The 23,378-nt window shown below is 37.9% G+C and carries 17 protein-coding genes; 13 read left to right on the top strand and 4 right to left on the bottom strand.

Annotated elements, in window-relative coordinates:
- Nucleotides 1-36: 36 nt before the first annotated feature.
- From ACM40_RS19235 to ACM40_RS19220, 4 genes are all read right to left on the bottom strand, one after another.
- The gene (locus tag ACM40_RS19235; protein WP_048504527.1) at nucleotides 37-1,893 is read right to left on the bottom strand and encodes a PDZ domain-containing protein; all 1,857 of its coding nucleotides are present in this window, start codon (nucleotides 1,891-1,893) and stop codon (nucleotides 37-39) included.
- A gap of 272 nt (nucleotides 1,894-2,165) precedes the next feature.
- Nucleotides 2,166-3,797 carry a M1 family metallopeptidase gene (locus tag ACM40_RS19230; protein WP_048504390.1) on the bottom strand — a complete coding sequence of 544 codons (1,632 nt, stop codon included), beginning with the start codon at nucleotides 3,795-3,797 and terminating at the stop codon, nucleotides 2,166-2,168.
- Between the two features lie 175 nt (nucleotides 3,798-3,972).
- Nucleotides 3,973-4,800 carry a twin-arginine translocase subunit TatC gene (gene tatC / locus ACM40_RS19225; protein ID WP_048504389.1) on the bottom strand — a complete coding sequence of 276 codons (828 nt, stop codon included), beginning with the start codon at nucleotides 4,798-4,800 and terminating at the stop codon, nucleotides 3,973-3,975.
- A 213-nt stretch (nucleotides 4,801-5,013) separates the two neighbouring features.
- The gene (locus tag ACM40_RS19220; RefSeq protein WP_048504388.1) at nucleotides 5,014-5,973 is read right to left on the bottom strand and encodes an SIS domain-containing protein; all 960 of its coding nucleotides are present in this window, start codon (nucleotides 5,971-5,973) and stop codon (nucleotides 5,014-5,016) included.
- A gap of 158 nt (nucleotides 5,974-6,131) precedes the next feature.
- Here ACM40_RS19220 and recQ point away from each other — a divergent pair, with 158 nt between their 5' ends.
- The 13 genes from recQ to ACM40_RS19155 all read left to right on the top strand — a co-directional run bounded on the left by recQ (nucleotide 6,132) and on the right by ACM40_RS19155 (nucleotide 23,372).
- Nucleotides 6,132-8,336, top strand: a complete 2,205-nt coding sequence (gene recQ, locus ACM40_RS19215; protein WP_048504387.1) for a DNA helicase RecQ — start codon at nucleotides 6,132-6,134, stop codon at nucleotides 8,334-8,336.
- Nucleotides 8,337-8,525: 189 nt separating this feature from the next.
- Complete coding sequence (locus ACM40_RS19210) at nucleotides 8,526-9,605, top strand: glycosyltransferase (RefSeq protein ID WP_048504386.1); 1,080 nt, start codon at nucleotides 8,526-8,528, stop codon at nucleotides 9,603-9,605.
- A gap of 60 nt (nucleotides 9,606-9,665) precedes the next feature.
- Nucleotides 9,666-10,010: a hypothetical protein gene (locus ACM40_RS19205; protein WP_048504385.1), complete on the top strand. Its 345-nt coding sequence runs from the start codon at nucleotides 9,666-9,668 to the stop codon at nucleotides 10,008-10,010.
- A gap of 38 nt (nucleotides 10,011-10,048) precedes the next feature.
- Nucleotides 10,049-10,447 carry a cupin domain-containing protein gene (locus ACM40_RS19200; RefSeq protein WP_228376222.1) on the top strand — a complete coding sequence of 133 codons (399 nt, stop codon included), beginning with the start codon at nucleotides 10,049-10,051 and terminating at the stop codon, nucleotides 10,445-10,447.
- 129 nt (nucleotides 10,448-10,576) lie between these two features.
- A complete protein-coding gene (lpdA, locus tag ACM40_RS19195; RefSeq protein WP_048504384.1) occupies nucleotides 10,577-11,980 on the top strand; it encodes a dihydrolipoyl dehydrogenase in 1,404 nt (467 codons plus the stop codon).
- A gap of 383 nt (nucleotides 11,981-12,363) precedes the next feature.
- Nucleotides 12,364-15,102, top strand: a complete 2,739-nt coding sequence (locus ACM40_RS19190) for a TonB-dependent receptor (RefSeq protein ID WP_048504383.1) — start codon at nucleotides 12,364-12,366, stop codon at nucleotides 15,100-15,102.
- A gap of 24 nt (nucleotides 15,103-15,126) precedes the next feature.
- Nucleotides 15,127-16,494, top strand: coding sequence for a DUF4876 domain-containing protein (locus ACM40_RS19185; protein ID WP_083996905.1), 1,368 nt, complete (start codon nucleotides 15,127-15,129; stop codon nucleotides 16,492-16,494).
- Between the two features lie 9 nt (nucleotides 16,495-16,503).
- A complete protein-coding gene (locus tag ACM40_RS19180) occupies nucleotides 16,504-18,075 on the top strand; it encodes a DUF6850 family outer membrane beta-barrel protein (RefSeq protein WP_048504381.1) in 1,572 nt (523 codons plus the stop codon).
- Between the two features lie 3 nt (nucleotides 18,076-18,078).
- Nucleotides 18,079-19,209 (top strand): cytochrome-c peroxidase, encoded by a 1,131-nt coding sequence (locus tag ACM40_RS19175; RefSeq protein ID WP_048504380.1) that lies wholly within the window; start codon nucleotides 18,079-18,081, stop codon nucleotides 19,207-19,209.
- A gap of 134 nt (nucleotides 19,210-19,343) precedes the next feature.
- On the top strand, nucleotides 19,344-20,186 hold the full coding sequence (locus tag ACM40_RS19170) for an arylamine N-acetyltransferase family protein (protein WP_048504379.1): 843 nt from the start codon (nucleotides 19,344-19,346) through the stop codon (nucleotides 20,184-20,186).
- 78 nt (nucleotides 20,187-20,264) lie between these two features.
- Nucleotides 20,265-21,089, top strand: a complete 825-nt coding sequence (locus tag ACM40_RS19165; protein WP_048504378.1) for a S1 RNA-binding domain-containing protein — start codon at nucleotides 20,265-20,267, stop codon at nucleotides 21,087-21,089.
- A 241-nt stretch (nucleotides 21,090-21,330) separates the two neighbouring features.
- Nucleotides 21,331-21,924 carry a TetR/AcrR family transcriptional regulator gene (locus ACM40_RS19160; protein ID WP_048504377.1) on the top strand — a complete coding sequence of 198 codons (594 nt, stop codon included), beginning with the start codon at nucleotides 21,331-21,333 and terminating at the stop codon, nucleotides 21,922-21,924.
- Nucleotides 21,925-22,019: 95 nt separating this feature from the next.
- Entirely contained in the window at nucleotides 22,020-23,372 is a 1,353-nt protein-coding gene (locus ACM40_RS19155; protein ID WP_048504376.1) for a TolC family protein, read from the top strand.
- The last annotated feature ends 6 nt before the right edge of the window (nucleotides 23,373-23,378 follow it).

Here is a 23,378-nt window from a genome sequence, read left to right as displayed (position 1 = left end):
TTCCCGCTTTTCTATTAACTGTTCATTTTTAAATCATTATTTTTTCCCGGTTAACCACTGGTTTTGCAATTTCTGTTCTTCCGGAGTTGGATTTGCCTTATAATTTAAGGTTTCTACGGTCATTTTATCCAGAATAGCTTTCCCTGTAAGGTTCATTTTATCAGCCTTATCACCATTTTTTCTAAGGATGGTCACTGTAACATTTTGTCCTTCCTTGATCGATTTTGCATAACCGATAAAATCCTGCACATTCTGAATATTGACGGTTTTGCCATCCAGAGCGAGAATTTCGTCAGTGATTTTAAATCCTACACTTTTTGCGAAAGGAGACAATGCGGAGCTTTCATCAAATACAAATGTTTTATTCTTTTCATTATAACCTGTCTGGTTCGGATCTTTGATAAACCAGAAAAGAGGAGGGGTATCCTGCTTTTTTGCTTCTACACCTACCATGTTCAGGTATTCAATGTAAGGAGTCGGTTGGTTTCCTGCAATATATTTATTATAGAAATCCTTTACCTGCGGATAGCCGGTTACCGTTACCAGTTCATCGATCAGCTTATCATCCTTGAAAGGTTTGTTCTCACCAAATCTCTGGGACAGCTTTCTGATCATGTCACGGTAGCCCATTTCCCCGTTAGACAGTTTTCTCAGTTCAATATCCAGGCACATCGCCAGCAATGCTCCTTTTTCATATACGTTTCTGTACTGATCTTTATATTCATCCTTCAGAACATTTTTACTCATCACCGTGAACGGCATGGTATCATCGTAATTCTTGGAATTGGTGATCTTCTCATTGATTCTGTGAAGGAACTCGTCTTTATTGATCAGGCCTTCCTGAATCTGGAAAAGATTGGCAAAATATTCTGTTCCTCCTTCGTACATCCACAGGTGTTGGGACATTTTAGGATCTGCATAATCAAAATAATGGATCTCTTCAGAATGTGTTTTCAAAGGATTCACGGTATGGAAGAATTCATGGGAAACAACATCTGTAATGGTTTTGTCGATCGCATCTTTAGGCATCATTTCAGGAAGCACCACACTTGTAGATTCATGGTGTTCCAATGCTCCGAAACCTTTGATCTGCGGTCCGTCACCCCCTGAAAGGTACAGCATGATCGCGTATTTTTTATTGGTATTCATGTCGCCCAGGAACTTCTTCTGAGCCAGTACCATTTTTTCAAGATTATCTTTAAAGTCTGCTGCCTTGTACTTTCCGGTAGGGGAATAAACGCCCAATACAAGATCCATTCCTCCTGCATTGAAGGTAATATAATCCGGTTTGGTGTACATCAGCGGAGAATCGGTTACTTTCGCATAATTGGCCAGTGTAAACGTATCGGTATCATCGGATTTATCCTGGTCTACCAGAGCCGTTGTTCCATAAAATCCTGCAGGCTTCTGAACGATTAGCTGGTAAGGCACATCCTGCATATTGTCAATATACCCGATGAAGCCGTGGGTATTGATCATGTAGATTTTTCCTTCCTCAATATCAGTCCCGGACGGGGAAAATACAGCTTTATGTTTCTCATTTACCATTTCATCATCAAAGCTGTCATTAACCAGGTAGGTTATTTTGCTTAATGCCTGGGCATTTTTCAATGAATAGGTATTGTCATTAACTTTTGTATAGGTTAATTCCCTTCCTTTGTTATCATAAAATTTGATCCCTTCCACAAATCGACCGTAATCATCTACAGAATAGGTACCCGGAACGGTTTTAGGAAAATGAAATTTGACATCTCCGGATTTCATTTTCGGAAATTCCATTGTAACGGCTACCTTGTCATCTTTTACATTCACAAGATCAATCGTGGTTTTTATAGATTGGGCATTGGCCAGGAAAGCGGCGAAAAGACCCAGACTCACTGCTGTTTTTCTCATTAAGTTTAAATTTTTATAGTTAATAGTAGTTTTTTTGACCATTTTGTTACGAAATACAATATTAAACTTTTCTTAAAATTTTTGACCCCATTAAGAGGAATTAAGTTCTTAAGCGCATTAAAAATCATCCAATACCCTCAATAAATCAGGAACCTCAACTATTCCCACTCCTTAATTCTCCTTAATAATTTAGTAAAAATAAAAAAGGCAAACCCGCATAACGATTTTGCCTTTCCGCGAACTTGCTCTTTTGCATTTTCGCCATTTCTGTATTATTGCACCTGATTATAATTGATGTAATAGTTCTTGTTAAATTCTACCGGGACATTCTTTTTAAGTTTCACGGTCTGCCAGTTTTCGGTAGGATTGATGGTCTGGTCTCCATTGATGATGAGAGGAAGTTTAAATCCTTTCACCACATCTGTATACCGGAATTTCAAAGAATCCCCGTTTTGCGAATACTCCAGATTAGGAATTTTTATTGTTCTTAAATATTGATTGAAGATGCTTGAAAGATCAATTCCTGATTTCGATGACATATAATCCTCAACCTGCTGCGTGGTTACGGTCTGATGGTAAAAATCTTTGCCTAGACCTCTCAGGATCTGCCTGAATTTTTCATCATTATTGATTACCTGGCGTATCGTGTGAAGCATATTGGCTCCTTTTGGGTACATATCGCCGCTTCCTTCATTTCTTACCCCGTATTTTCCAATGATGGGAACATCATTATCGATCATTTGCCGCACGCCTCTGGCATAGATGTCCGCCGATTTTTTATCCATATATTTTTCAACAAAAAGAACCTCGGAATACATCGTGAAACTCTCATGGATCCACATGTCCGCCTGGTCTTTTGCAGTTACATTATTGGCAAACCATTCATGGCCGCTTTCATGAATAATGATGTAATCCCAGTTAAGACCTACACCTGTTCCCGAAAGATCTTTACCCAGATAACCGTTCTGGTAGTTATTTCCATACGCTACATTGCTTTGGTGTTCCATCCCCAGATAAGGAGAATCAACCAGCTTGTATGAGTCTTCATAAAAAGGATACGGCCCGAACCAGTATTCAAATGCTGAAAGCATAGGTTTTACCTGCTGGAACTGTTTTTTTGCTTTTTCCAGATTGTAGTCCAGTACCCAGTAATCCAGATCCAGTTTTCCTTTCTCTCCGGTAAATGTATCTTTAAAATTCACATATTTACCAATATTCGGGATGATGGAGTAAGCATTGATAGGGTTTTTCACTTCCCATGTATACGCTGTTTTTCCACCTTCTGTTTTCTTATCGATCAGTCTTCCGTTTCCTACTCCTACAAGGTCATTTGGGGTGATGATTTTCATAATGATCCCATTGTCCGGTTCATCGCTCCATATATCCTTGGTCGGAAGCCATATGGATGCACCGATTCCTTCATCGGCCACACTCATCCACGGATTCCCTTTTTCGTCTTTGGCGAATACCCAGCCTCCGTCCCACGGTGCTCTTTTGGCAATCAGGGGATTACCGGAATAGGTGACATCAATGGTGTATTTTTCTCCTTTTTTAAATTTCTTTTTGGCAGTGACTAAAATGAAATCACCATCCTGCTTATAATTGGCAACCGGAAAATCAGTCTCCACTTTATCAGCCTTCATAGGTTTCTGCAAATCGATCTGGAATATAGGATCAGTTACATCTTTGGTAATCTCAAAGCTGATCTTATTATATCCTTTAATGCTTTTCTGGGCAAAGTCCGGCTCTACGGAAAGGTCATATTTTTTAACGTCCCAAAAATTCCGGAATCGGGTATCAGATCCTTTCAGCGTATCTTCCTTGGTAAAAACTTTATCTTTTTCAAAGAACTGCCCGAAAACAAGTCCCGAAGCAAATAAAAGTGTATAGGTCAGCTTTTTCATTTAAAACTAAATTAAATTCTATCAAAAATAAAAAATTAATGCCACAATGAGGGATACAATTAAAAAAAAGTAGACTTTATCAATAAAATGAAAAGAGGACATAAAAAAGCCCGGCTTTAGCCGGGCTGTGATATCTAAACAATAAGTTTGAATTTCGAAAATGTTTGAATTTATATTACTTCTGTATTACCGGAAGGTTTCCAGCATTTTTCTGAACCTTTTTGTAAGTAATATTACACATGATGATACTGAATTCATAAAGGATCAACAGTGGAAAGGCAGCCATAAGCATACTTAAAACATCGGCAGGGGTAATGATCGCAGCCACAACCATGATCAGAACAATAGCATGACGACGGTAAGTTTTCATAAACATAGGCGTTAAAATCCCTATGCTGGTAAGGAAATAGATAAGAATGGGAAAAAGAAATATGACTCCCATCCCTAAAATAACCTGTAAGAACAGAGTGGTATAATCGCTTAGGTCATAAAGTGGAATAATAATATCAGAGATCTTAAAAATAACCCCGAAATTCACGGCAAACGGAAGGATCAGGAAATAACCGCATAAAACTCCTGTCATAAACAGGATCCACACCGCATTGATGATAAAGATAGAATTCTTTCTTTCCTTGGGATGAAGAGCCGGACCTATAAACCTCCACAACTCCCACACAATATAAGGAAAAGCACCCACCAGACCTCCGAAAACAGAAACAGCCATCATGACGTTGAACTGCTGATAAAGCCGCTGTACACGAACCGGAAAATCTTTCGGAAGGTGAATACTGTCTTCTCCTAAAAGCATTCTCGAAAAATGGTTAACCACCCTGAAAGTCGGAAAATCATTTCTGGTAGGCCCAAAAAAGATATGGTCCATGATCCAGTTGATATTGAATCCCACAGCGATTGCAACAACTATAATAGCAATAATCGAGCGTACGAGGTGACCTCTTAATTCTCCAATATGCCCAAGAAAGGACATTTCTTTTTTTTCGTCCATACTAAGTCTCTCTAAAATAGCAAACCCGTCAGAGGGAAGCCGTTTAAGTCTGCGAAATTATGAAATAATAATCAGTATTTAGAATTATTGAACGTGATTTTATTTAAGTATAAAGTAAATATTCCTATTTGATTTTCAGAAAAAAACAGACAGTACTTTAAAAATACTGTCTGCTAATTTATTTTATAATAAAAGTAGTTTATTCACATCAAATTAATTGATCCCTTCATCAAGTAGGGTATGCAGATCAATAATTCCGAAATAGCTTCCGTTTTCAGTGACGATCAGCTGGCCAATATTATTTTCCTTCAAAATTTTCATAGCCTCTTTTGCCAAAGTATCCCTTTCGATCGTTTTAGGGTTGGCAGACATAATGTCTTTTGCCAGGATTTTGCTGATATCATCTCCTTTCATCAGCATTCTTCTCAAATCTCCATCAGTGATTACTCCAATAATTTTTTCACCATTGGTCACCACCGTGATTCCATGACTGGATGCACTGATTGAAATAATAACGTCTCTTACCAGTGCATTTTCTTCAACCTGGGGTTTCTGAGGAGATAAAAACTGGTCTACTTTTGAAACAAGATTCTTTCCAAGGCTTCCTCCCGGATGAAATTTGGCAAAATCATTCTCTCTGAAATTATTAAGTTCCATTAAGGCCACAGCCATAGCATCTCCAAGGGCCATCTGGATGGTGGTGGAACTTGTCGGAGCCAGCTTGTTCGGGCATGCTTCCACATCTACATGAGTATCCATGATAATTTCAGAGAATTCAGCAAGCTTACTGTTTTTATTCCCTGTCATCCCGATCAGGGCGGAAGAATAATCTTTTAAATAGGGAACGAGGTTAGCGATTTCCGGTGAGTTCCCGGAATTCGAGATGCAGAGAACCACATCCTGCTTCTGGATTACGCCAAGATCTCCGTGAATGGCTTCAGAAGCATGCAGAAACTGTGACGGAGTACCTGTAGAATTTAATGTGGCAACAATTTTATTGCCAACGTGTGCAGATTTACCGATTCCCACAACTATTAATTTTCCTTTTGCCGAATGGATAATCTCCACTGCCCGGGCAAAATCTTCATTGATCCTGTTCTTTAATTTTTCAAGTTCTGAAATTTCTATTTCCAAAGTGCTTTGGGCAATTGAAATAAGGTCGGTTCTTTCCATTTTATAATTTTAGAGCATACAAAAAATCCATTAAAAAACGTTATATTTAAAAAAGAATATTTAATATAAGTTTTATTTTTTATAAATTCGTTCGCTTTTATTTTAAGCAGAATTTTTATAACTTTGGGTTGGATGCAAATTTAGCAATAGAAAATTAGATGAACGCAAAAAAAGCCAATTTATCAGGCGAGTTGAAAAAGTATTTCGGGTTTTCTACATTTAAAGGCCAGCAGGAACAAATTATAGAAAACCTACTCGGTGGGAAGGATATATTTGTCTTAATGCCTACAGGAGGTGGTAAATCATTATGTTATCAGCTTCCGGCACTTATTTCAGAAGGTACGGCAATAGTAGTTTCGCCCTTAATCGCGTTAATGAAGAATCAGGTAGATGCGGTGAACGGCCTTTCGTCTGATGACGGGGTAGCGCACGTTTTAAATTCATCATTAAATAAGACACAGACAAAGCAGGTTTTTGACGATATCAAAGGCGGGAAAACCAAGCTTCTGTATGTAGCACCGGAATCATTGATCAAAGATGATTATCTGGATTTCCTTAAAGAAGTTAAGATTTCTTTCGTAGCCATTGACGAGGCCCACTGTATTTCAGAATGGGGACATGATTTCAGGCCGGAATACAGAAACCTTAAATCCATTATTGATAAAATTGCCGAAGTTCCGGTAATTGCTCTGACAGCTACTGCAACCCCTAAGGTTCAGGATGATATCCAGAAAACTTTAGGAATGAGTGATGCGTTGGTTTTCAAAGAAAGTTTTAACCGCCCGAATCTGTATTATGAAGTACGTCCAAAAGTCAATGTAGATAAGGAAATCGTAAGATTTATCAACCAGCATAAAGGAAAATCGGGAATTGTTTACTGTTTAAGCAGAAGAAAAGTGGAAGAATTTGCCCAGCTTTTACAGGTAAACGGCATTAATGCCCTTCCGTATCATGCAGGTCTGGACCAGAAAATAAGGGTGGCCAATCAGGATAAATTCCTTATGGAGGAGGTTGATGTGATTGTAGCTACCATTGCATTTGGAATGGGAATTGACAAACCGGATGTACGTTTTGTGATCCATTATGATTTTCCAAAATCTTTGGAAAGCTATTACCAGGAAACAGGAAGAGCAGGAAGAGATGGAGGAGAAGGCCACTGCCTGGCATTTTACGATCCTAAAGATATCGAAAAACTCGAAAAATTCCTTGCCCAGAAACCTGTTTCTGAAAGGGAAATTGGCCTGCAGCTTTTAAATGAAGTAGTAGGCTATGCCGAAACTTCAATGAGCAGAAGACAGTACATTCTTTATTATTTCGGTGAAAATTTTGACCCGGTGAAAGGAGATGGAGCCAATATGTGCGACAATTCTTCCAATCCTCCCAAGCTAAAAGATGCAACCGCAGACCTTAAAAAAGTTTTGGAACTCATTAAAGATACAGGAGAAAAATTCAAATCAAAAGATCTTATCTCGGTAATCGCCGGTAAAGAAAATGCAGTTACGAAATCATATAAACTAGAGCAGACTTCTCATTTCGGTTTCGGAAAAGACGAAAAAGATAATTACTGGAAAACCATTTTAAGACAGGCTACAGTCCAGGGGTTTCTGCAGAAGGATATTGAGACCTATGGCGTTTTAAAAATGTCTGAAAAAGCTAAAAATTTCCTCGGAGGCAAATCTTCAGAGCCGTTTTTAATTGCTGAAGACAGGGAGTTTGATCTTACCCAGGCCAAAGCGGAGAGTGAACAGGGACAGATGCAGGCCAGTACAGGTTTAGACCAGAATCTTTTCGGACAGTTAAAAGATCTGAGGAAAAAAGTAGCCAAAAAACACGGAATTCCGCCTTATACGGTATTTATGGATCCCAGTTTGGAGGATATGACAGTTCAGTATCCTGTTTCACTGGAAGAGATCGCCAAAATTTACGGGGTAGGAGAAGGAAAAGCTAAAAAATACGGGAAAGAATTCGCGGATTTTATCAAAACCTATGTAGAAGACAACAACATTGAGCGTATGCAGGATATGGTGCTCAAACAAGTGGCCAACAAATCCAGCCATAAGGTTTTTATTATCCAGAGTACCGATAAAAAGATTGATCTTGAAGATATTGCAAGAGCCAAGAACCTTTCCATGAACGAACTTCTGAAAGAAATGGAAAGTATCGTCTATCAGGGAACAAAACTCAATATCGATTATTACATCGAAGACAATTTTGATGAAGATATTGTAGATGGCTTCATGGAATTCATGACCGAATCTGAAAGCGATAGCATGAAAGTGCTCCTTGACGAATTCGGAGACGAACTTTCTGATGAGGAAGTGCGAATGTTGAGGATAAAATTTATCAGCGATGTAGCCAACTAAGATATATAATCTATTTAATAGAAAAAGCTCTTCCCCGGAAGAGCTTTTTTATTGTAAATTTGTGAAATATTTATTGAAACTTAGAGCTGATCATCCCTCAAAGCTTATGTTTTTAGCCTTGTCGTTTCATGAAAATGTTCGGGTTGGCAATATTTGAAACTTAATAAAACTTTTTACTAACTTTAACTGATGAAAAAAATATCTGTCATATTTATTCTGCCGGATTTGGAAACCGGTGGTGCAGAAAGAATTGTTACCACCATAGCCAATCATCTTTCCAGAGACCGGTTCGAACCAAAAATCCTGCTGCTTCGCAAACAGGGCGGATATCTTAATTTTCTTAAAAAAGATGTTGAAATCATAGACATCAATACAGAACGGATCAGGCATTCCTTAAAACCTATTTTAGGCGAAATCTACCGCAGAAAACCGGATATTGTGTTTTCAGGTTTTGGTGAGGTGAATGCTTATCTGGCCCTTTTTATCAAATTATTTCCGAGAACGAAATTCATCGCCCGTGAAACCAATGTGGTAACACAGCATGTAACCCGTAAAGAAATTAAATTCTTCTACAATTTTTACAATAACTATCAGAAAATCATTGCACAGAGTGATGATATGATGCACGATCTGGTGGATAATTTCAATATAAAAAAGAAAAAAATCGTCAAAATAAACAATCCCGTTGATTTTGATTTTATCAATGAAAAACTGGCCGTTTCCTTAAAGCCGGAAAGTTATAAATACAACTATAAAAATGTGGTGGCGATAGGAAATCTTTCTGCCAGAAAAGGTTTTGATAACCTGCTGAAAGTATTTTCAAGGCTTAAAAACGAAAACATTATGCTTCATATTTTAGGTGATGGCAAAGACAAAGAAGTATTGCATCAGATGAAGGATTTTCTGGGATTGAAAAATGTCATTTTCCATGGCAGGCAGGATAATCCGTACCAATTTTTAAAGTATGCAGATCTTTTTATCCTTTCTTCAAGGTATGAGGGCTTTCCGAATGTTCTTCTGGAAGCAGGTGCCTGCGGAACCTATTCTCTGGCAAATAATTGTCCGGGTGGCATCAATGAAATTATTCAGCATCAGGTAAACGGTGAGGTTTCTGATATTGAAAATTATGATCATTTCTCTCAGAAAATAATGAAAGTCTTACAGGGAAATTATAACCGTGACGGGATAAAAAATTCTATCAGATCAAGGTTTTCAAAAGATATTATCCTGGATAAATATGAGAAGGTTTTGCTGGATTTAATGAAGTAAGATTTGTCTTAAGGAGTTTTATTTTCTTAGATTTGAACCAGGTAAAATCAATAACAGTCAATGAAGAAAATTCCCAAAATAGGATGCGCTTGTGAAAAGCCTGATTTCAATTATACAGAATACAGAAGCTCGGAATTAGGAATAGATCATACGAACGGAAGATATGGAGAAGTAACGATTCAGCAGTGTAAGCTGTGTCAGAGAATATGGATTCATTACTTTGTTGAATATGAGCATCATTCCAAATCGGGAAAGTGGTACAAAGGAATTGTTTCAAAAAAAGACCGTTCGCAGATCACCCCCGAAAATGCAGTAGAATATCTGGAAAGCCTTGAATGGTATGTTTATGGAGGCTCCTTTTTTGATAGTACAGGAACTATTGGACAGGGAAAATTGAATGTGTGACCATAAAGACCTGGAATATAATTTAAGATAATATAAAAATGGGAAATTTAATAAAGCCATTTATAATCATTGTTTTGATACTGAATTCTGTTGTAATGATGGCTCAGCAGAAAACCATTTCCAGAAGGGAATTATTAAAAACTGCTATTGACCAAAAAATTAATTCTACAGAAATTCAGGAGATAACGATACCTGCAGGAGTGCAGGTTCCTGCGCATCTTCATCCCTGTCCCGTGGTGGGAATTATAAAATCCGGAGAAGCTGTTTTCCAGATAGAAGGTCAGCAGAAAGTGATTCTTCATGAAGGAGAAGCTTTCTATGAACCAAAAAATGTAAAAATTCTTCACTTTGATAACGCATCAGCAAAAAAGCCGCTTGTTTTCACGGCCATCTATCTGAAAGAAGGGGATGAAGAAAATATAAAATTATTAAAATAGATATTCCTCAAATCAAATCATCTGAATTATCAATCTCAAAATTGATAAAACTCACTTTGGTGCTTGGTAATTTATATGTAAATTTGTGAGAATTAAGAAAGATAATAATAAACAAATTCATAAAATAACATGAGTCAATTCGATGTTACCGTAATAGGTTCCGGTCCTGGAGGTTATGTAGCTGCTATCCGTGCGGCACAATTAGGTTTCAAAACAGCAATTATTGAAAAATATCCAACTTTAGGCGGAACTTGTCTTAACGTTGGATGTATTCCGTCAAAAGCGCTTTTAGACAGCTCTGAACATTTCGAGAACGCGAAGCATAATTTCGCAGGCCACGGAATCATTATCAATGAGCCACAGGCTGATATCGCAAGAATGATCGAGCGTAAGAATGAAGTGGTAAAACAGAATACAGATGGAATCAACTACCTGATGAGCAAAAACAAAATCACTGTTTTTGAAGGATTGGGAAGCTTCGAATCTGCCACTCAGATCAAAGTAACTAAAAATGATGGTTCTTCAGAAACTATCGAATCCAAATATACCATTATCGCAACAGGTTCCAAGCCGTCTTCACTTCCTTTCATTTCTCTTGATAAAGAAAGAGTGATTACTTCTACAGAAGCATTAAACCTTAAGGAAATTCCTAAGCACCTGGTAGTAATCGGTGGAGGCGTTATCGGTCTTGAATTAGGTTCTGTATACTTAAGACTAGGCGCTCAGGTAACTGTTGTTGAATTTATGGATAAAATCATTCCGGGAATGGATGGAGCTTTAAGCAAGGAATTGACTAAAGTTCTTAAGAAGCAGGGAATGAAATTTATGCTTTCTACTGCGGTTTCTGCTGTAGAAAGAAACGGAGATACCGTAAAGGTTACCGCTAAAGATAAAAAAGGAGAAGAAGTAGTTGTAGAAGGAGATTACTGTTTGGTTTCTGTAGGTAGAAGACCTTATACAGACGGTCTTGCCCTTGAAAAAGCAGGGGTGGAACTTGACGAAAGAGGAAGAGTTAAAACCAACGATCATTTACAGACTAACGTTGCCAACATCTATGCAATCGGTGATGTTATCAAAGGGGCAATGCTTGCTCACAAAGCTGAAGAAGAAGGAGTTCTGGTTGCTGAAATACTGGCAGGACAGAAGCCTCACATCAACTACAACCTTATTCCTGGTGTAGTGTACACATGGCCTGAAGTTGCCGGAGTTGGTAAAACTGAGGAGCAGTTAAAAGAGGAAGGAATAACTTACAAAGTAGGATCTTTCCCGATGAGAGCGTTAGGAAGAAGCCGTGCAAGTGGTGATATCGACGGGCTTGTTAAAATCATTGCTGACGAAAAAACAGATGAGGTTCTAGGAATGCACATTATTGGAGCAAGAGCTGCCGACCTTATTGCTGAAGGGGTAATTGCAATGGAATTCCGTGCAAGTGCTGAAGATATCGCAAGAAGTTCTCACGCTCACCCAACCTATGCAGAAGCTATTAAAGAAGCGGCATTGGATGCTACGGCGAAAAGACCGATCCATATGTAATTTTTTTATTGAAAGATTTAAAATTCAAATATTAAAAGAGAAGCATTTTGCTTCTCTTTTTTTGTTCCTGTTATTTTACATATAATATTCCAGTCTGTAACTTTTAAATGATAATTTTTTAGCCTTTTACATTATTGTTTATTTTCTATTCTAAAAGGTTTATTATTTCTTCATTTTTATACATAAATCTCTTTTAGTGTATAAGATTCATAAATCATAATTTTTTATTACTCTATTATTTCAGGGCTTTTATTGATTTTTAATTAAAATATAGGCCAGATTAAATAATTCCACAATTTGTGAAGAAAAAAATCATGAAAAATTAGATGGTTTTTATTTTTATTTAGAAAAATTATAAATAGTTTTGCCGAAAATTGTTAAAGTTGAAGAAAAAAGTATTACTGCTTGCTTTTCAGTTCGTTATTCTTTCCGTAAGTGGTCAGACTATTACCGGAATTGTAGTGGCAGCGGATAGTAAGAAGCCTGTTTCGGGAGTTAAGGTCGGTGTGGATAATACCGGAATCTGGACGGTAACTGACAATTCGGGACTATTTAAGATTAATTATCAAACTAATGAGACGCTGGTATTTTCAAGATCCGGACTTCTTGAAAAAAGAAAAACATATACCGTTGTACCTGCTGAGGGAATCACTGTAGAAATGCAGGCTGCGTCAATCCGTATTAAGGAAATTGCACTGGCTGCCAAAAAGAAAAATTATTCTGAGATTGAGATTAAGGAAGAGGCTCTTAAAAATATCCAGGCATTTTCACTGAACGAGGTTCTGGAGCAGATTCCAGGGCAGAAACAGAGAAACCTTTCCCTTAATGAATTTAAACCGATTGTTTTCCGTTCAACAAATCTTGAATCTTTAACAAGAACAGGTGCAGATGGCTTCGGGAATAAGTCCTTCGGTACTGCGATTGTTGTAGACGGGATTCCTATCTCCAATAATGAGAATATGCAGGGATATACTGGAAATTATTCTACCATATCACCGGTTTTAAGTAATGAAGGTTCACTGTTCAATCCCAATATGCTGGGATTCGGAAAGGGAAACGGTTATAACGGTTATTTTTCCAACGCTAATTTCGGAGTCGACCTCAGAGAGATTCCTGTAGAAAATATTGAAAGTGTGGAGGTGGTTCAGGGAATTCCGTCTGCTAAATACGGAGACCTTACTTCCGGTCTGGTTAATATCCAGCAGAAAAGCGGGAAGACCCCATACAGGGCTTATATTGCTTTAAGAGAAGGAACACAGGAGTTTAACCTTAATAAAGGGCTTAAGATTAATGATAAGTTAGGATTCTTAAATGTTAATGTCAATTATTTAAGTTCAAATTCAGATCCCAGAACGAAGTTCAACCACTATCAAAGGGTAACTACCAGCTTGATGTGGACGGTTTACAACAAAAACAAGAACATCAGCAATTCCGTTTCCCTGGATTATGGTGATAATTTCGACAATGCCAATTTCGAGGAAGAAGATGCTTCCAAGCAGATCATTAAAAATAAAAACATATCCTTCAAAATATCGAACCGTTTTAACTGGAGATTCAAAGATGCATTCGTAGATAATTTAAGCATCAATGCAAACTACAGCCAGGCTTACCAGAATACCTATGATTCCAAACTTGTGAATACCGGAGGTAAGATTGTAGGAACAAGTACTGCAGATGGCGTTTACACAGGCTCGTATACCCCGATTAATTACAGACAGGTACAGGAAGTGGAAGGAAAGCCTATTTCCATGTTTCTTTCTGCCGAGCTTAAAAAGAATCTTAAAACAGAACGTGAATGGATCCATAATTTCTTAGTGGGAACCTCATTAAGAAGCAGCGACAATAAAGGCGCAGGAAGACTGGGAACTCCGGAAACGCTTATTACTCCTTTTGCGGGTGGCGGTCAGGCTTTCAGACCCTATAATTTCGGGCAGAATGTAAGGGCTGAATATCAATACTCTGTTTATGCAGAAGACAATGTATTCAAAAGATTCGGGAATTATATTTTCAATTTAAATGTCGGGGTGAGATTTGATAATCAGTTCGGAGCTTCTGTGCTGCAGCCGAGAATCAATTCATACCTTATCTATAAGAATTTCAAATTCAGGGGAGGTTTTGGAATTGCATCCAAAGCCCCATCCATCAATATGATCTATACAGGACCAAGATACTATGACCAGGTTCTCGCCGATGTAAGGCTTCCAGGATATTATAACCTTGGTGTAGTACAGACTTTTGTAGATTTTGCTGACAATAAAGATCTGAAACCATCAAAAAGTATCCGTTCTGAAATAGGAGTCGATTATAAATTTGCCTATGGTAACGTAGGGCTTACAGCTTACTACAATAAACTATATGATGGCTTTACCAACGAATATTATGCATCAAAAAGACAGCAGGCAAAGCTTCAGATCAATTATGACGGAACCAATACGCCGACCTATGATGTAATCGGGTATAATAATTTCTACTATCTGCAGAACAGGATTGTCAACAGCCTTAAATCAGAAGATAAAGGACTGGAATTAATGATGAATCTTAACAAGCTTCCGATAAAAAATATCAGTCTGGATATTAACGGAAGTTATGTGGAAACAAAGAACAATTCCAGTGTAGACCGTTATAAAGACTCCAAAACTCTTGCTGACGGAGCAATATACGGCTTATACAGATCTGTGGAATCACAGTACAAACAAATGACGGTAAGTGCTGCAGTGAATTACCATCTCCCGAAAGCGGGACTCGTTATTTCCTTGCGTACCCAGCATTTCTTCATCGATGATAAGCTGATCTATAACCCGAAAGTTCTATATGCATACATCAATACCAATATGGAAAAAGTAATGCTGACTCCTGAGCAGATCAATGATCCTACACAGTTTACCAGCATTAAGGATAATGATGTGGATGAGGAAAATTCAAAGTTGGGAAAGGTCTTTCATAATTTCAACCTTAAAATTTCCAAAGACTTCCAAAACGGATTTAAATTTTCTTTTTATGCCAATAATTTCCTTGATTTAAAGCAGATCCAGACAAAAACCGAGAACGGGGCAACTATTGAAACACTGAAAACCGATCTTCTGAAACTTTCTTTCGGAGCCAAAATAGAATATCAATTTTAATACTTACTATAAAAAATAAACACTATGAAACAGTTATTGAGTTTTTTAACAATAATACTGATGCTTGTTTCCTGTCGTGATGACGATTTTGGAAACGGCGGTACCTCTTTGCAGCCGGTTGCTTACCAGGTAAAGGTATCATATGATAAAGCAGTTTACGGAGATAAGCAGACTAAAAAAGCAACGGTGGTAATGACCAATAATAATTCAGGGGACACTTATACACTGGATACTGATGCGAATGGATATGCCAATTTTCAGAATGTTATTCCAGGGACTTACAAAATTACCGTATCTAAAAAAATGCTTGCAGACGAATTTCTTACAACATTCGGATACCAGGCGGCTTCCGGGGAAATGAGCTTTAACGGGGTTCAGGAAAATGCCATTGTCAGCGCCAATATACAATCCACTTTCGTAGAGGTGAAAGGAGCCAGAGTAGGTGATCTTTTGATTAAGCAGATTTATTATGCCGGATCACATGCTTTGCAGGGAGCAAGTTTCAGAGACCAGTTTATTGAAATTTATAACAACTCTGATCAGATCATCTATGCAGATGGGCTTTACATTGGACAACTTTATGGAAAAGTAAATACGGCAACCAACAATAGTTATTCTCAGGCTAACGGACAGTTCGACTGGAGCAAATCTATCGGTATGACGATGGGAAATACAGCCAATACAGACTATGCTTATGCTGATTATATTTTAAAAGTTCCAGGAAACGGAACACAATATCCGATTTTGCCAGGAGAAAGCATTGTGATTGCCCAAAACGGAGTGAATCACAAAGCACCTTTAGTAGATAACACAGGAAACCCGATTACCATTCAAAACCCTTCACTGACGGTAGATTTGAGTACCGCTAATTTTGAAGTGTATTTAGGAGATTATAATCTTTCTATCGGTCAGCCCGTTTATAAATTTGATATTCAGAATCCCGCAGTACCGGATATGCAGATTGCTTACTGGGGAAGAACAGGATACTGGAGCCCGAATAACGATTTTATTATGGACAACTTAGGAAGAGACAGCTTTGTGATCTTCAGAATTGATGATCTGAATGCACTTCCTAATTATTCCGATCCGTCGGTAACAACCGTTAACTCCAATACCAGATACTTTAAGCAAATTCCAAACAGCGCCATTATTGACGGGGTAGATCTTCAGCACAATAATCCCAATTCTCAGAGACCAAAAATGCTAAGTGCTTCCATTGATGCTGCATCCATCGCCTGTGATGCTGCCTTTAATTCCCAGGCTGTGATCAGAAAGACAAAAGCATTGGTAGATCTTCCTAATAACGGAGGCAAAAGAAAAGTTCTGGAAGATACCAACAACTCAGCAAACGATTTTGTAAAACAAACGGCAAACCCAAGAGGTTTCCAGTAATAAAAGGAAATGAAATTTAAGACTTTATATATAATTCCTATACTGTCATTCGGTTGTGCTTCGGCGCAGCTGCATGACAGCATTTTTATCCCAAGAAACCAGGTCTATTACAACCAGTTAGGCAGAATATGGGAAAACCCCATCCAGTTTTCGAAGCAGAAGTTTTCAGATTTTACAGAAACTGAACTGAGCGCTATGGTAAAGGATCTCAATATGAAGAGAGTACAAACAGCGGAAAGCTCTTACGAATATGGTTTTAAAACACAGGGCATCTTTAATATCTCTGAAAAATTAAGACTTTTAGGAAGTTTTGACTATCAGTTTATCACAGAAAAAAATCTTGGTTTCAATCTCACGAACGGAAGAACCGAGGATCAGCCCGTACTGAACCCGAATTATCTTTTTGTACCTAAAAAAGCCAATTGGGAAACACAAAACTACCATGTACAGGGAGGAATGTCCTATAATGCCTGGAAAGGCCTTGAACTTGGAGCTGTGATTGATTATAAAAACCAGAGTTCATACAGAAAATCCGATCCGAGACCGGATATCAATACGGCAGATTATTCAGGGAAGTTATTTGCCGGGTACCGCTTGGGAAAACATCAGCTTTCAGTTTTCGGAGGTTTGGGAAGGAGATCAGAAACCTATGATCTGATGGCAGTGAATGAATCTGTTAATGCACCGGCAAATAACGAGTATTACGTAAGATTTTCCAACGGATACGGCAGGCTGATTTATTTCCCGTCGTATACGGATTACAGTTACAGAACTATTGATAAAAACTTTGGAGGAGGATATGCATTTGAGAACGGGAGAAATTTCTTCAACATCAATTTTTCTTACAGCAAAAAAATGCAGGACCTTTTCGGAAACGATGGTGAAAAAAGAAATTCAGCAGTAGGATCCACCTACTTTGACGAAAGCCTGGAAAAAATGAAATACCGTTTGGTCAATTACCGTACGGATGCCAATTACTGGTACAAAGGAGACAAAATGGATTTCATGTCCAACGTGAATTTCCAAAGTATTACAGGTGACAATTACAATAATGCAGAGTTCGGGCAAAACTACAGGATGACACTGGACAGAGTAGCAACGGCCAACCATTTTCTTTTGAGAGAAGGGGAAAAAATAAAGCTGGGAACTACACTGGAAGCAGTTTACAGCGACTTTTCCGCAATTGATCTCCTTGGCTCAACGTATAAATATGTGAAAAGCCTGAGCATTAATCTGAAATTCAATAAAGATATTTACTTTACAGACAAGCAGAAAGTAAATCTGGAAGTAGGAGCAATGTCTTATTTTTCTTTAAGTACAAGCCTTGATTACCAGACGGCCTCGTCCAATACTTTGCTGTATGATAATGTGATCCGGAACGATCATGAATTCGACAGTACTTCAAAAATGGGACCTCAGTTCGGACTTCAGTTTTATCAGAAGGTAACTTCTAAAACAGACCTGAAAATATTTACTAATTTTGCAACACTGTTCGCGCTGAACAAAAGACTGGAACAGAATACAGAATACAACGGAAACCCGAATCTGTATTTTAATGCGGGCATATCCCTGTTTTATTAGAAGATGAAGAAATATTTTTTGCCGCTTTCGGCAGTATTGTTTGCCATTTATTCCTTTTCTGATTTTGGAAATATCCGGAAAGGGTATACCAATCAGGAATTGAGAGACCTGTATGGAAGCGGAAATTACGACCTTTGGCCGAAACCTCATTTATTTGATGAAGCCCAAGAAGGGTTTAAAGATATAGGTCCTATGTCCAAACCTGAGTTTCCCAAAGACAATCCCTATTCCAAAGATAAGGAAGAGTTGGGAAAAGTACTTTTCTTTGATCCGAGGCTTTCCGCATCAGGACAGATTTCCTGTGCCAACTGCCATGATCCTGAACTGGCCTGGGCAGATGGAAGAAGGGTAGCTTATGGCCACGACAGGCAGCAGGGAACAAGAAATACACCCACAATCCTGAATATTATTTACGCCAAAGAATATTTCTGGGACGGAAGGGCTGCAACCCTGGAAGAACAGGCAAAAGCACCTATAGAAAATCCGGTGGAAATGAATCTTCATTCAAGGCTTGCTGTGAAAAGAATTGCCAAGATCAAAGGTTATAAAGAGTATTTTCAGAAAGCTTTTGGTGATGATAAAATTACAGAAGAAAATATCGTTAAAGCCATTGCTACTTTTGAAAGAACGATTGTCAGTCCAAAATCAAAGTTTGACAAATTTGTAGGAGGTGAGAAGGATATACTGACGGATTCGGAGATTAACGGACTTCATCTGTTCAGAACAAAAGCGAACTGTATCAATTGCCACAATACACCTTATTTTTCAGATCAGAAATTTCATAATGTAGGTCTTACCTATTTCGGAAGGGAATATGAAGATCTCGGGCTTTATAATATCAGTAAAAAGAATGAAGATGTAGGGAAATTTAAAACACCTACTTTAAGAGAGGTATCGCAGACGGCTCCTTATATGCATAACGGCCTGTTTCCGAACATCAGGGGAGTCCTGAATATGTACAACGCAGGAATGCCGAACGAAAAAAGAAACAGAGACAGCCCGCTGGCCCCGAAAAAATCCGGTATGCTGGAAAAACTGAATCTTACCGATACTGAACTCACGGATTTGGAAAACTTCCTGAAAACACTGCACAGTTATCAATACAAAATGAGAGCTCCACAGCTCCCGAAATAAATACAAGAGAGGCACAAGCTTCTCTTTTTTTTGTGGTATAGAAAAAATGATTGATTTGTCCATATAATTCTCTCTTTTGACCTATTTTTAAATACCAACAATCCCGATATTTGAATAAGAATAAATTTTAAATTATGGAAAATCAGGAATTGGATCTTTATTTAGAAAGAATCGGATCAGGAAGCCTGGAAGACAATATCGGGAAATTAGAACTTCTGAAAAAACTTCACCGCCTGCATCCTGAAAATATCACATTTGAAAATATGGATTCGTTTACAGGAAAGGTACCTTCATTGCAGGCCGAAGATATATTCAACAAATTGGTAAAGCTTCAGAGAGGAGGGTATTGCTATGAACAGAATCTATTGTTCAAAAATGTTTTGGAAAGTCTCGGTTTCAGTATAAAAATACATCTGGCGAGAGTCGTATGGGGCAGTAAAGACGGAACCGGAACTGCGCGTTCCCATATGCTCCTTACCACGGATATTGATAATGTTAAATACCTTGTTGATGTCGGCTTCGGTTCCATGACCCTTACTTCCCCGATTGTATTGAAAATAGATATTGAGCAGGAAACACCAAACGGGCTATTCAGGCTCATCAACACAGATGGTTTTTACAGACTTGAAGTTTTAAAGGATGAATGGCTGCCAATCTATAAATTTACACTGGAAGAGGCAGAATTCTCAGATCTGGAAATGGCAAACTGGTATATTGCTACCGGTCCGGGCTCCGTATTCATTAAATTTCTGATGATTACAAGGGTGGATGAAGAAGCCAGATATGCTCTTTTTAATAATACATTGAATGTCCGCCGGAATGACGGCAGAAAAGAAAGTTCAGAGATTTCAGGGCCGGATCAGCTGGCTTCTACACTGAAAAATTATTTTAACCTTCATCATCTCTCTGATGAGCTGTTGGGTAAGATAGACGAGAAATTAAAAGACATTCAGACACATTTTAATGTCGTACAATAGCGGAAGATAAAGAGGAAAGCAGGATGTATAGTTTAAAATCTTCAATTTTCCGTACCTTTGTGGCTAATTTTATATTCAATGCAACTCGGAAAAACCCAGACTTTAAAAATTTCAGATAAAAACAATTCAGGATGGATCTTGACGGATGAATCAGGTGAAAAAGCTTTCCTGCCTAAGGTTTTCACCAGTGATGAAAAAGAAATTGATGACGATGTTGAAGTTTTTGTCTATCAGGATGACGGCAAATTAAAAGCAACCACTGAAATTCCATTGGCTGAAGTAGGCGAGTATGCTGTCATGAGCTGTGTACAGAGTCTTCCAAGCGGAGCCTTTATGGACTGGGGAATTATTAAAGATCTTTTTATCCCTTACAAACAGCAGAAATCCAAAATTATTGAAGGGAAAAGATACCTGGTTTATCTTTATGTAGATGAAGATCTGGATTTGATTACAGGAACCACAAAATTCAAAAGAAATCCCCAATATCAGGATCTTCCTTTTCAAAAAGGGGATAAAGTAGACTTACTTATGATGAATGAAAGTGAGCTGGGCTGGAATGTGGTGATCAATAAAAGATATATCGGGCTTGTATATGCATCGGATGTATTCAAGAAACTGTATCCTTTATCTGAAGAAAGCGGATATATCAAGGCGATCCGTGAAGATGGCAAAATTGATGTTTCTCTGCAACCGGAAGGGTTTGAAAATATAGATGAATTCAAGCAGAAAATTCTGAATAAGCTGGAAGAGAACTATGGTCTGCTTTATCTTTCGGACAAATCTTCTCCTGAAGAAATCAAAGACGAGCTTCAGATGAGCAAAAAGAATTTCAAAAAAGCACTCGGCGGACTTTATAAAGACAAAATCGTTGATATTTCAGAAGATAAAATAAAATTATTATAAAAATATAGGCTGTCGTTAAGATAGCCTTTTTTATTATTTTTAATATAGTTATAAAGACTTCGGCGGCCCCTTGGGCCGCCGAAGTCTTTTAATACCTGAAATTTTCTCTTCAGATTAATCACCCCTATTTTAAATCATCAAAACATGATGCAAATCATAACAATTTTGTTTAATTATTTTGTTTAACAATTTTGTCAAAAATAAAATTTAATTTACATTTGCACAAAATTGTTTAACAATAATGTCAAATCAAGCAAAAAAAGACCAAACACAGGAATTGATCAAAGAGACAGCGAAGAATTTATTCTTTGTGAAAGGGAAGTTTGATGCTACTACCCAGGAGATTGCAGATGAAGCCGGTGTAAACAGGACACTGATTAATTATTATTTCCGTTCAAGAGATAATCTGATTCAGATCATTTTTGATGAGGCCCAGCGGGTGGAACAGGAAAAATCTAAAATTATCCAGAATGCGGATCTGCCTTTCAAAGTAAAGATCAGCAAATTTATAGAAGGCAGTCTTTCCACCAGCCTTCAGTATCCGTATCTGGAAACTTACATCGTTTCACAGATCAATAAAGGAAATTGTCATCAGAAAGACATAGAAGAAGACGTACTGGAAACCCTTTATAAAGACATCGAAAAAGAAATGGAGTTGGGAAACATAGAAAAAATGGCTCCCGTTCAGTTTATTCTGAATATGGTTTCATTACTTGTTTTTCCAAGTGCTGTGAGACCTCTATTTATGGAGAATCTCATGATCAGTGATGAGGAATATGATAAAATCATTTCTGAAAGAAAAGACATCATTATTAATATGCTTTTCAAAAATTAAAAAAATGTTAAGGTATTTTATGAAATGATCCGTCATTTAGAAGTAAAAGCCTTGAAAAGAAAAACTACATTAAAAAATAAACGAAGTATAAAATTATGAAAAGAAAACGTATAACTGCTAAAAAGCTAAAAATTGGGATAGCTGCAGCATTTATGATTTTCGGCTTTTCATCGGTCTCTGCCCAGCAGCAGGTTTCTTTACAGGAAGCCATCAAGCAGGCACTGCAGAATAAGGCAGAAGCTAAAAAAGCGGCATTGCAGATCAAAAAAGCTGAATATAAGATTGATGAGGCCAGAGCCGGCGCCCTACCACAGATAAGCGCTACTGCAGGATTAACTTATAACCCTGTTATTCAGGAATCTTTGCTAGAATTTGGAGGTGAAAGGATCAGAGCCCAGCTGGGACAGCCATGGAGCTCAAGTGCTGTAGTTCAGCTTCAGCAGGCCATATTTGACCAAAGAGTTTTCACAGGTCTTAAAGCGGCAAAATCCACAAGAGAATTTTACGTTCTGAATGCCCAGTTAACCAATGAACAGATCATTGAAAATGTAGCAACAGCTTACTACCAGGTTTTTGTACAGGAAGAAAACCTTAAAACTGTGGAAGCGAGCTATGCCAATACTGAAAAAGTAAGAAATGTAATCAAAAGTTTGGTGGATAACGGTTTGGCAAAAGCCATCGACTTAGACCGTACCAACGTACAGCTTACCAATATCGGTTCGAATAAACAGCAACTAATCAATTCTGTTGAGCTTTCAAAAAATGCTCTGAAATTCTACATGGGGGTTCCTATAAGTACGGATATTGAGCTTGAAGAGAAAACAATAGAGCCGAAGCCGGAACTTATTGCCAGTAATGTAAACCTGGAAGACCGTACAGAGCTTAAAGTACTGAATAAAAACAGAGAGCTTCTTCAATTCAACAAAAAAGCCACGGAAGCTTACCTTTATCCTACCGTAAATCTTACTGCAAACTATGGCTGGTCCGGAATGGGTAAGAAATTTCCTTTAACCAATGGTCTTAATAATGGCGTTCTTTGGAGCGATTATTCAGCAATCGGTTTAAATATCAATATCCCGATTTTCACAGGAGGCGCTACAAAAGCTAAGATTAACCAGGCTGAGATTGATATCCAGGATCTAGATGTGGATATTCAGAATACCCAGTTAAGCCTTAGTTTGGATTATAAAAATGCCATTACCAATATGGAAAATGCATTGATTAATATTCAAAGTATGAAAGATAATGTGGATCTGGCAGAAAGAGTACAGAAAAATACTCAGGCCAACTACCAGTACGGTTTGGCAACCCTTACGGAAGTACTGGATTCTGAAAATGCTTTAACACAGGCAAAACAGAACTATTCAAATGCATTACTGGATTACAAGCAGGCTGAGATCAAACTCATTAAAGCTAAAGGAGAACTGAACACACTACAAAACTTATAATAAACT

Source organism: Chryseobacterium sp. BLS98, assembly GCF_001045445.1.
Classification (GTDB): domain Bacteria; phylum Bacteroidota; class Bacteroidia; order Flavobacteriales; family Weeksellaceae; genus Chryseobacterium.
The sequence above is the reverse complement of the archived record's forward strand: the minus strand, read 5'-3'. Positions and strand labels throughout refer to the sequence as shown.